Consider the following 9,712-nt stretch of genomic DNA (forward strand, 5'->3'; position numbering starts at 1 on the left):
GTGTGCCGGGCTAGCGGACCGGGACGGGCGGCACCGTCGGTTCCGGTGTCCCGGCCGCGACGAGAGTGCTCGGGGCCGGCACCTTCCGGCTGAGCTTCTCGCCCTCGACGTCGATGTCCGGCAGCAGCCACTGCAGCCAGCGGGGCAGGGCCCATGCCTTGTCGCCCAGCAGGGACAGGACGGCCGGCACGATCGCCATCCGGACGACGAACGCGTCGAAGAGCACGGCGACGGCGAGCCCGAAGCCGATCATCTTGATCATCGACTCGTCCGCGCCGATGAAGCCGGAGAACACCGCCATCATGATCAGCGCGGCGGCCACGACCACCCGGGCGCTGTGCCGGAATCCGGTCACCACCGCCTGGCCGGGCCGGTCGCCGTGCACATAGGCCTCCCGGATCCGGGAGACGAGGAAGACCTCGTAGTCCATCGCCAGGCCGAAGACGATGCCCACCAGGAAGATCGGCATCATGCTCATGATCGGGCCGGTGGTCTCCACGCCCAGCAGATGTGCGCCGTGGCCCTGCTGGAAGACGGCCACCACGGCGCCGAGCGCCGCGAGCACCGAGAGCAGGAAGCCGAGCGCGGCCTTCAGCGGGACGAGGAGCGACCGGAACACCACCAGGAGCAGCACGATCGCGAGGCCGACCACCACGACGAGGTAGGGGACGAGGGCCGCCTGGACCTTCTCGGCGACGTCGATGTTGAGCGCGGTCGTACCGGTGACCTCGAAGCTCGCGCCGGCCTTCGACTCGATGCCCGGCCGTTCGCCGCGAATGGTCTTGACGAGCTCCTTGGTCTTCTCGTCGGTGGGGCTGGTGGACGGTGTCGCGGAGAACACCGCGGTGTCCCCGGCCTGGTTGAAGCGGGCCGTCGAGACGGACACCACGCCGTCGGTGCGGGCGATCTCCTTCGTGATGGTCGTCACCGCGGCCTTCGCGCTCTTGGCGTCCTTGGCCTTCTTGGCGTCGACGACGATGGTCAGCGGGCCGTTGAAGCCGGGCCCGAAGCCCTTGGCCAGATCGTCGTAGGCACGGCGTTCGGTGGTGGCGGTCGACTTGGACTCGTCCCCCGGCATACCGAGCTGGAGGCCGAGCGCCGGAGCGGCCATCGCGCCCAGGCCGACCACGCCCAGCAGCAGCACGGGCACGGGATGCCGTACGACGATGCTCGCCCATCGCGAGCCCGCGTTGTGCGGCTTCTGGCGCAGGCTGCGCTTCCTGCGCTTGCGGACACCCCGCGCGAGCACGGCGTCGGGCCAGAACCCGAGCATGGCGGGAACCAGGGTCAGCGAGATGAGTACGGCGAGGAGAACGGCACCGGCCGCGGCGAGGCCCATCTTGGTGAGCACGGGGATGCCGACCACGGACAGGCCCGCGAGGGCGATGACGACCGTGAGGCCGGCGAAGACCACGGCCGACCCTGCCGTGCCGGCCGCGAGACCGGCGGCCTGCCGGGGCTCGTGCCCCTTGGCGCGCTCCTCGCGGTAGCGCGAGACGACGAAGAGGGCGTAGTCGATACCGCAGGCCAGGCCCAGCATCGTGGCCAGCGTGCCGGTGGTGTCCGAGAGGTTGAACGTCTCGGCGAGCACCTTGATCGCGGTCATGCTGATGCCGACGCCCAGGATCGCCGTCAGCAGCGGAAGCCCGGCCGCGGCCAGCGAACCGAAGGTGATCAGCAGGACGACGGCCGCTATCGCGATGCCGATCGCCTCCGACGAACCGCCCGCCCCGGGCTGCGTCGCGAGGGCGTCACCGCCCACCTCGACGGTCAGCCCCGCGGCCCGGACCTTGTCGATGGACCGCTCCAGGGTCTGCTTGCTCGCGTCGGTGAGCTGGTCCGCCTTGACCTTGAAGGTGACGGTCGCGTACGCGGTGGTGGCGTCCTTGCTGACGGCCTTCGCCCGGAACGGGTCCACGGCGGCGGCGACCTGTGAGCCGTCGGCGGCCCCGTGGACCAGCTTCTCGATCGCCGCCTTGTTCCCGGTCGCCGTCACCTTCTCCCCGTGCGGGGCGACGAACACGATCCGCGCGCTCGCCCCGTCGGCGGCGGAGCCGGGGAAGCGCTGTTCCAGCAGGTCGAACGCCTTCTGGGACTCGATGCCGGGCATCGTGAATCCCTCGTCCGAGGCCGTCGGCGCCTTGGTCGCCGCGAAGCCCACGGCTCCCAGGACGGCCACCCACAGCAGGGCGACGAACCAGCGCCACCGGAAGGCCACGCGGCCGAGGTGATAGAGGACGGTTGCCATGACGAGAGAAGCCTCCGCAGCGGATCGGAACGGGAAGGACGTCCTCCACCCTTCCGTCCGCCGCCGGTCCTCACGAGGGAGGCCGCTCCCCGACCGGGGGTGTAGCGGGCTACACCCCGGCGGGCCTCAGGCCGGTGCCCCCGAGGTGCTCCTCCGCAGGATCGCGCCCGCGTCGACCTTCATCTGGAGGCCGGTCACATAGCGGGACTCGTCCGAGGCCAGGAACAGCACGGCGTTGCTGATGTCCGCGGTGTCGACGTACGGGATCGGCATGGCCTGGGTGCTCCGGAAGGCCTCGATGGCGTCCTCGCGGGTCGGGTTCTCCAGGTCGGGGCGGAAGATGCCGTACATGGGCCCGCTCTGGAGCATGTCCGTGTCGCAGTTGGTCGGGTGCACGGCGTTGACCCGGATGAACACCGGGCCCAGCTGGATCGCCAGGTCGTGCACGAACCGGGCGACGCCGCGCTTGGCGTGGGAGTAGCCGGAGCCGCCGGGGCCGGTCGCGGGGCTGTCGACGCTGCCCGTCATCAGACCGGCGGACGATCCGATGCAGATGACGGACGCCCCGGCGCCGAGGTGGGGGTAGGCGGCCTCGACGGTGTTGATGACGCCGACCAGGTTCACGCTCACCGCGTCCAGGAACCCTTCCGGGGGCACGTCCAGGCCCACCGGGGCGATGCCGGCGTTCGCCACCACGACGTCCAGGCGGCCCAGTTCGGAGACTCCGGCGGCCACGGCGGCGTTGAGCTCGGCGCGTTCCCGGACGTCCGCACGGCGGGCGACGATCCTGCGGCCGAGCTTCTCGACGAGACGGACGGTCTCGGCGAGGTCGGCCTCGCCGGCCAGCGGGTAGTGGGCGGTGCCGATGTCCGCGCAGACGTCGACGGCGATGATGTCGGCGCCCTCCTCCGCCAGCCGCAACGCGTGACTGCGGCCCTGCCCGCGTGCCGCGCCGGTGATGAACGCGACCTTGCCCTCGACCCGTCCGGTCATGTCGGCCCTCCCTTGCTTTCGCGACTCTCACAGACCATAGCGTCAATTCAGTGAACTATATACACTCATACGCCTGGTGATGACGATCGCAGGGGGCGGCTGTGAGCGAACGAATGGCGACGAACTCCGATCCCAGGATCGCCAAGGCACTGGAACAGGCCCTGGACGCCGGTGAGACGGGCGTGCAGATCGCCGCCTTCCTGCACGGTGAGCTGATCGTCGACGCCTGGGCCGGTGAGACCGGGGACGGCCGGAAGGTCGACGGCGACACCCTGTTCCCCGTCTTCTCGGTGACCAAGGCCGTCGCGGCGTCCGCGGTGCACCTCTACGCCCAGCGCGGGCTGCTGGACCTCGACCGTCCGGTCGCGGAGGTCTGGCCCGGGTACGCGGCGCACGGCAAGGGCGGCATCACCTTCGACCATGTCCTCAGCCATCGGTCGGGGGCGCCCACGATCGGGGCGGACACGAGCCTCGAGGAACTGTGCGACTGGGACACGATGACCGCCAGGGTCGCCGACCAGACGCCGGTGGCCGAACCCGGCACCGAGAACGCGTACAGTCCCTTCGCCTTCGGCTGGGTGCTCGGGGAGGCCGTGCGGCGCGTCGATCCGGGGCGTCGGTCCTTCCTCGACATCGTCCGTGAGGAGGTGCTGCTCCCGCTCGGCATGGCCGACTTCTTCCTCGGTCTGCCCGACGACCAGCGGCCCCGGGTCGCCACGCTCGTCGGTGACAGCGCGCCCTCCTCGGACGACCGGCTGCTGCAGGCGGCGTCACCGGGGCATCTGCCGTTCGCCCCCTCGATGTTCAATCTGCCCCAGGTGCAGCGGGCGGGCCTGCCGTCGGCCGGCGGCATCGCCACCGCGCGGGCGACGGCCCGCCTGTTCGCGGCCTACGCGTCGTCCGGACGCGACGGCGGCACCCCCTTCTTCACGGCCGACACCCTGCGCCGGTGCCGTACGCCCCGGCCGGCCGAGGTCGACCGCACGTACGGCTTCGTCATGCCGGTCGGGCACGGCGGGCTGTGGCACTTCGCCCCCGGCGTGAGCGACACGAGCCCCGGCGGGGCCCTGAGCGAGGGAGTGCTGTCGCACACAGGAGCCGGGGGCACGGTCGCCTGGGCGGAACCCGGACTCGGGCTCGCCGTGGCCGTCCTGCACAACCGGATGTTCTTCGGCCCGCAGCCCGTCGCCCCGTTCGGAGCGATCGGCGACGCCGTGCACGCCGTGGCCGCCGACCGGAGCTGACGCCCGGGCGGCGGCCGGCACCGGTCGGCCCGGCGTACGGCGGGCTACACCGGCTGCCGGTCCGCCGAGGCCTCGGCCGCCAGCCCGCGCATCACGTGTTCGAGCAGGGCGAGCAGCACCCGTTTCACCGACTCCCGGTCCCGGGCGTCGCAGAGCACGAGCGGCACCTCGGGCGGCAGGTCCAGCGCCGCGCGGATGTCCTCGGGGTCCTCGTCGCACTGGCCGTCGAAGCAGTTGACGCCCACGGCGAAGGGGATGCCGCGGTGCTCGAAGAAGTCGACGGAGGGGAAGCAGCTGTCCAGCCGCCGGGTGTCGGCCAGTACGACGGCTCCGAGCGCGCCGCGGGACAGGTCGTCCCACATGAACCAGAAGCGGTCCTGTCCGGGTGCGCCGAAGAGGTAGACGACGAGGGCCGTGCTCAGGGTGATCCGGCCGAAGTCCATGGCGACGGTCGTGGTGGTCTTGCGCTCCACGCCGGCCAGGTCGTCGACGCCGACGCTGGCCTCGGTGATGAGTTCTTCGGTGCGCAGCGGCTCGGTCTCGCTGATGGTGCCGACAAGGGTGGTCTTGCCGACGCCGAAGCCGCCGGCGATGAGGATCTTGGCCGTCGCCGCGTCGGGCGAGACCGCGGTGAGGTCAGAGTCTTCGAATGCCATCGATCACTGCCTGAAGGAAGCGGGCGTCGGGGGTGCCGGCCGCCGAGGGTGCGGAAACGGAGACGAGTTCGGTGTCCAGAAGGTCACCCAGCAGGATGCGTACGACCGAGACGGGCAGGTCGAGGCAGGCCGCGACCTCCACCAGGGCCGTGGGCCTGCGGCACAGCGCGAGCAGCCGGTGCTGTTCGGGCTGGAGCCGCTGGGCGCGGGTCGGTGGCCGGACGGTGCTGATCAGCGCGATCAGATCGATGTCGGCGCAGGCCGTGCGGGTACGGCCCCCGGTCACGGTGTACGGCCGGATCAGGCGACCGGGGTCGTCCTCCGCCCATGGGTCTTCCTCGGACCAATGTCTCATTCATGCTCACCCGTATGCGGACCGCCGGTGTATTCGGGAAAGCGCGGGGCGGCGCTGAGGAACTGGCCCACCTGCCGCACCAGCATCGTCATCTCGTAGCCGACGTTGCCCACGTCCACCGCCGAGGTGGCGAGCACCGCGAGCCGGGCGCCGCCGCCGGCCGTGGTGACGAAGAGGAACAGGTCGTCCATCTCGATGACCGTCTGCTGGACCCGCCCGCCGCCGAAGTGACGGCTGGTGCCCTGGGCCAGGGAATGCACCCCCGAGGCGATGGCCGCGAGCTGCTCGGCGTCGGCCCTGGCCAGTCCGGCCGAGGAACCGACCAGCAGGCCGTCCTCCGACAGCACGATCGCGTGCCGGGTCTCCGGGATGCGGTCGATCAGATTGTCGAGAAGCCAGGACAGACCTTCGCGCGCGGTGTTCGTTCGTGTCATGGGGTGGTGTTCCCTCTCGGGCCGGTGCGGGTGGGCGGCGGACTCTGGTGGGACGGGGGCAGGGGCCAGTCCGGTGCGGGCACTTCGTCCTGGGCGCGGGCTCGCCGGGTGCCGTCCCGGAGTGCGGCGAGCATCGAGCGGGCCTGTTCCGGGCGGCGCTCCTCGGCCTCCCGCCCCGGCCCGTGGTCCGCCTGTTCCTCGTGCCGTTCCCGAAGCTGCGGGGCGAGATTGGCCAGCCGGACCCGACGCGGCAGCCGGTTCGGGCCGACGGTGCGGGGGCCGTTCGGATCGGCCGTGCGGGGACCGGCCGGGCCGACGGTGCCGGAATCGGCATCACTCCAGCCGCCCGTGCGCGGACCGCTCGGGCCGACGGGGCGGGAACCGCTCGCATCGGCGGTGCGGGAATCACTCCAGCCACCCGTGCGGGAACCGCTCGGGCCGACGGGGCGGGAACCGCTCGGATCGGCGGTGCGGGGATCACCCGGGCCGGCGCTGCGGAAATTGCCCGGGGCGGCGCTGCGGGAATCGCTCAGGCCGGCGCTGCGGGGACCCGGCACGGCAGCGCTGCCGGGGCCGGGGGCCGCTCCGGGGTCGGTGCCGCGCACGGCCGCTCCCGGTGCGGTGCGACGCGCGGCCGCCGGGGGCCGAGCCGATGCGGCGCCATGCGCGACCCCCGGGGACCGGGGCGGTGCGGTGTCGGACGGGGTCGCCGGAGGCCACGTCGGATCGGTGCCGGGCGGGGTCGGCGCCATCGTGCGGGTGCGCCTCGGCATGCCGGCGACCGTCGCCTCGTCCGGTGCCATGGTGTCGACCGAGGCCAGATGGCGTTCCGCCCGCGGGTCCAGCGTCATCGGCGGGAGGTCGGCGACCGGCTCGGTCAGGTCGTGCGGAAGGATGACGACGGCCAGCGAGCCGCCGTACGACGACGCCTGCAGGCTGGCCTTGATGCCGTGCCGCTGGGCGAGATGGCCGACGGTGAACAGCCCGAGCCGCGGGTCCTCGCCCAGCGAGGTGATGCTGAAGTCCCGGGGATGGTGCAACAGGACGTTGGCGGCCTCGTACTCCTCCTGGGACAGCCCGAGGCCGCGGTCCTCCACCTCCACGGCGTATCCCTGCGCCACCGGCAGGGCGCGGACGCGTACCTCCGTGTGCGGGGGCGAGAAGGTCACCCCGTTCTCGATCAGCTCCGCCATGAGGTGGATGGTGTCGCCGACCGCCGGACCGGCCACCGCGATCGCCGGCATCGGCTCGACCACCACCCGGGTATAGCCCTCGATCTCGGACACCGCGCTGCGCAGCAGGTCCGCGAGGGCCACGGCCTGCTTCCAGCGACGCCGGGGCGCCGAACCCGACAGCACGGTCAGGCTCTCCGCGTTGCGCCGCATCCGGGTGGCCAGGTGGTCGACGCGGTAGAGGTCGGCCAGGAGCTGGGGGTCCTGTTCCTTGCGTTCCATGCCGTCGATGACCGTGAGCTGCCGGTGCACCAGGATCTGGATGCGCCGGGACATGTTGAGGAACACCATCCGTGCCCCCTCGCGCAGCTCGGCCTGCTCCAGCGCGACACTCACCGCGATCCGCTGGGCGCTGTTGAAGGCCTCCGCGACCCTGCCCAACTCGTCGGTCCCGTAGTCGAGTTCGGGCATATCGTCGGGACCGGGCTGCTTGCCGTCGGTGCGCAGTCGGCCGATCAGCTCGGGCAGCCGTTCCTGGGCCAGGTCGAGGGTCGCCTCGCGCAGGCCGGTCATCCGGCCGATGAGCGACCGTGTGATGCGCCAGGACAGCACGGCGACCGCGAACACCGCCAGCAGGGCGAGGGTGCTGCCGGCCACCACCCTGACCAGCAGTTCGTGGTTCCGGTCCACGTTGTTCTGGGTGACCTGGCCCAGATACTCGTTCTCCACGCCCTGCACATCGGCGAAGACACGGCTCGGCGCGGCGGCACGGGCGGCGGTGAGGCGGGGCACCTGGATGCTGTCGCCGCCGCCCCCGGCCGCCGTGGGAAGTGCCGCCTCGAAGGCGTCGAGTTCGGCCCAGTCGCGGCCGCCCATGGTCTTGTCCAGTCCGTCCCGCATCTCCGTCGGCAGGTAGGGGGCGACCTCGTTGGTGAGGGTGGAGCTGCGAACGGCGGCCGCGGCAGCCAGCGTCGACCGCTCCTGCACGCTCAGCCGCCCGCCGGCCGCGGCCCCGTCGAGGATGGCCCGCTCCTCCGCGAGCGCCTCGGTGGCCCGCAGGAACGACAGGGCGTGCGCGGCTTCCGCCGCCGTGGCTCCACTGCCGTTGTCCGTGCTCAGCGTCCCGAAGAGGTTCAGCACCGACTGGATGGTCGCGGAGTACACGTCGTAGGCGTGCCGCCGATCGGCCTTCCCGCCGTCGACGGTGGTCCGTTCCTCCGTGAGGGCGTCCAGCCGCTTCCGGACGGTCTCCAACTGGGCCTGGTACTCGGCCGATCCGTCACTGGCGGAGGCGGCGTCCGCCTTGTGGAAGTCGGCGAGGACGCGGTCGGTGCGGGCGCGCTGGGCAACCAGGGCGGAGCGGCTGCCGTGCGACGACAGCAGGATGACCGTCAGCTGCCGTTCCTTCTGGAACTCACCGACGCCCGGCACCAGTGCGTACGTCGTCTTCGCCGCGTCCCCGACATGGCCGGCCTGGCGCCACTGGTCGAACAGCACGGCCGAGCCGCTCAGCCAGAGCAGGATCATCCCCACCGCCGGCACCACCGCGAGCGAGATCAACGTGACACGGATGCTACGGCCCCGGCCTGCGTTCGGCCTCATGCGTACGGCCTTTCCCCTGTGCCTGCTCACTTCACCCGCCGACGTGGGGTGGAGCGGGGGCGAAAGCGATCTGTGGCATGGAGCTGGGGCACCGGGAGCTTTCCTTTCCGGAGGGGGAGGCGCGCAGTGCGTCGGCATCACTGGACAAGCGGGCATGACGGAACACGGCGGCGACAGCCGGGAGTTGAACGGAGCACAGATGCGGGTACGGGAAGGCGGCCACCCCGTCGCGCAGTTGAGGTAAGCATGAAACCGAGCCCGCCGAGCAGGGTCAAGCGAGTGCGCAGACACTGAGTTACGGCACTTTAGGGCGCTCAGTACACTATGCGCGTAGACATTCTGACGGACCCTCACCCCACAACTCCGCTCACCGTCACGTTTTGGCTGATTACGCATGGTGAGACGACAGACCACCGCACGACGGCCACCCGGAACCGACACCGGACCCCATGGAACACATCACCCACCCCCCTTCCGGCGACGTGACACAGATCACATCGTGTGGGAGGCGTGAAAGCCCTTGCTTCCCGGCGACCCAGGGGGGCCGATTGGGGTGGTCGGTCGAAAAGATCAGTCGAATCCCGGACGGTTTTATTGACCGATCGGTACACGATTCAATAGCATGCGGGCCCGGATCCTGAGGAGGACGTGAGGCATGAACATCGTCGTCTGCGTGAAGTACGTGCCCGACGCCACTGGCGACCGGCACTTCGCCGATGACCTGACCGTCGACCGTGACGACGTGGACGGTCTGCTCTCCGAGCTGGACGAGTACGCGGTCGAGCAGGCGCTGCAGATTTCCGAGAACTCGGACGACGACGTCGAGGTCACCGTGCTGACGGTGGGTCCGGAGGACGCGAAGGACGCGCTGCGCAAGGCGCTGTCGATGGGTGCGGACAAGGCGATCCACGTGGAGGACGACGACCTGCACGGCACGGACGCGATCGGTACCTCGCTGGTTCTGGCGAAGGCGATCGAGAAGGCCGGTTTCGACCTGGTGGTCTCCGG

7 protein-coding genes and 1 pseudogene are annotated in these 9,712 nt (G+C 71.2%); 2 read left to right on the forward strand and 6 right to left on the reverse strand.

The genetic code is table 11. From position 1 onward, the window contains the following. Positions 1-10 precede the first annotated feature (10 nt). Positions 11-2,248, reverse strand: a complete 2,238-nt coding sequence (locus AB0D85_RS35930) for an MMPL family transporter (protein ID WP_362329569.1) — start codon at positions 2,246-2,248, stop codon at positions 11-13. Positions 2,249-2,374: 126 nt separating this feature from the next. Continuing rightward, positions 2,375-3,241 carry a mycofactocin-coupled SDR family oxidoreductase gene (locus tag AB0D85_RS35935; protein WP_362329572.1) on the reverse strand — a complete coding sequence of 289 codons (867 nt, stop codon included), beginning with the start codon at positions 3,239-3,241 and terminating at the stop codon, positions 2,375-2,377. A 101-nt stretch (positions 3,242-3,342) separates the two neighbouring features. On the opposite strand from AB0D85_RS35935, the gene AB0D85_RS35940 reads away from it, so the two are divergent. Beyond that, positions 3,343-4,485 carry a serine hydrolase domain-containing protein gene (locus AB0D85_RS35940; protein ID WP_362329575.1) on the forward strand — a complete coding sequence of 381 codons (1,143 nt, stop codon included), beginning with the start codon at positions 3,343-3,345 and terminating at the stop codon, positions 4,483-4,485. 44 nt (positions 4,486-4,529) lie between these two features. On the opposite strand, the gene AB0D85_RS35945 is transcribed toward AB0D85_RS35940, so the two are convergent. Genes AB0D85_RS35945 through AB0D85_RS35960 form a run of 4 tightly spaced genes read right to left on the reverse strand, consistent with a single transcriptional unit; the run spans position 4,530 to position 8,704 of the window. Continuing rightward, on the reverse strand, positions 4,530-5,141 hold the full coding sequence (locus AB0D85_RS35945) for an ATP/GTP-binding protein (RefSeq protein WP_362329578.1): 612 nt from the start codon (positions 5,139-5,141) through the stop codon (positions 4,530-4,532). Continuing rightward, positions 5,122-5,496 carry a DUF742 domain-containing protein gene (locus tag AB0D85_RS35950; protein WP_362329581.1) on the reverse strand — a complete coding sequence of 125 codons (375 nt, stop codon included), beginning with the start codon at positions 5,494-5,496 and terminating at the stop codon, positions 5,122-5,124. Before AB0D85_RS35950 ends, AB0D85_RS35945 begins: the two co-directional genes overlap by 20 nt. After that, on the reverse strand, positions 5,493-5,930 hold the full coding sequence (locus tag AB0D85_RS35955) for a roadblock/LC7 domain-containing protein (RefSeq protein ID WP_362329584.1): 438 nt from the start codon (positions 5,928-5,930) through the stop codon (positions 5,493-5,495). The genes AB0D85_RS35950 and AB0D85_RS35955 overlap by 4 nt, the downstream gene beginning before the upstream one ends. After that, on the reverse strand, positions 5,927-8,704 hold the full coding sequence (locus AB0D85_RS35960) for a nitrate- and nitrite sensing domain-containing protein (protein WP_362329587.1): 2,778 nt from the start codon (positions 8,702-8,704) through the stop codon (positions 5,927-5,929). Before AB0D85_RS35960 ends, AB0D85_RS35955 begins: the two co-directional genes overlap by 4 nt. A gap of 655 nt (positions 8,705-9,359) precedes the next feature. Here AB0D85_RS35960 and AB0D85_RS35965 point away from each other — a divergent pair. Beyond that, a pseudogene (locus AB0D85_RS35965) lies at positions 9,360-9,712 on the forward strand (electron transfer flavoprotein subunit beta); the annotation flags it as partial.

It is taken from the genome of Streptomyces sp. NPDC048277 (genome assembly GCF_040652235.1).
GTDB lineage: Bacteria > Actinomycetota > Actinomycetes > Streptomycetales > Streptomycetaceae > Streptomyces.

Coding starts and splice junctions, on each gene's coding strand:
- AB0D85_RS35950 (WP_362329581.1), bottom strand. CDS start 5,496: ATGAGACATTGGTCCGAGGAAGACCCATGGGCGGAGGACGACCCCGGT.
- AB0D85_RS35935 (WP_362329572.1), bottom strand. CDS start 3,241: ATGACCGGACGGGTCGAGGGCAAGGTCGCGTTCATCACCGGCGCGGCA.
- AB0D85_RS35930 (WP_362329569.1), bottom strand. CDS start 2,248: ATGGCAACCGTCCTCTATCACCTCGGCCGCGTGGCCTTCCGGTGGCGC.
- AB0D85_RS35945 (WP_362329578.1), bottom strand. CDS start 5,141: ATGGCATTCGAAGACTCTGACCTCACCGCGGTCTCGCCCGACGCGGCG.
- AB0D85_RS35955 (WP_362329584.1), bottom strand. CDS start 5,930: ATGACACGAACGAACACCGCGCGCGAAGGTCTGTCCTGGCTTCTCGAC.
- AB0D85_RS35960 (WP_362329587.1), bottom strand. CDS start 8,704: ATGAGGCCGAACGCAGGCCGGGGCCGTAGCATCCGTGTCACGTTGATC.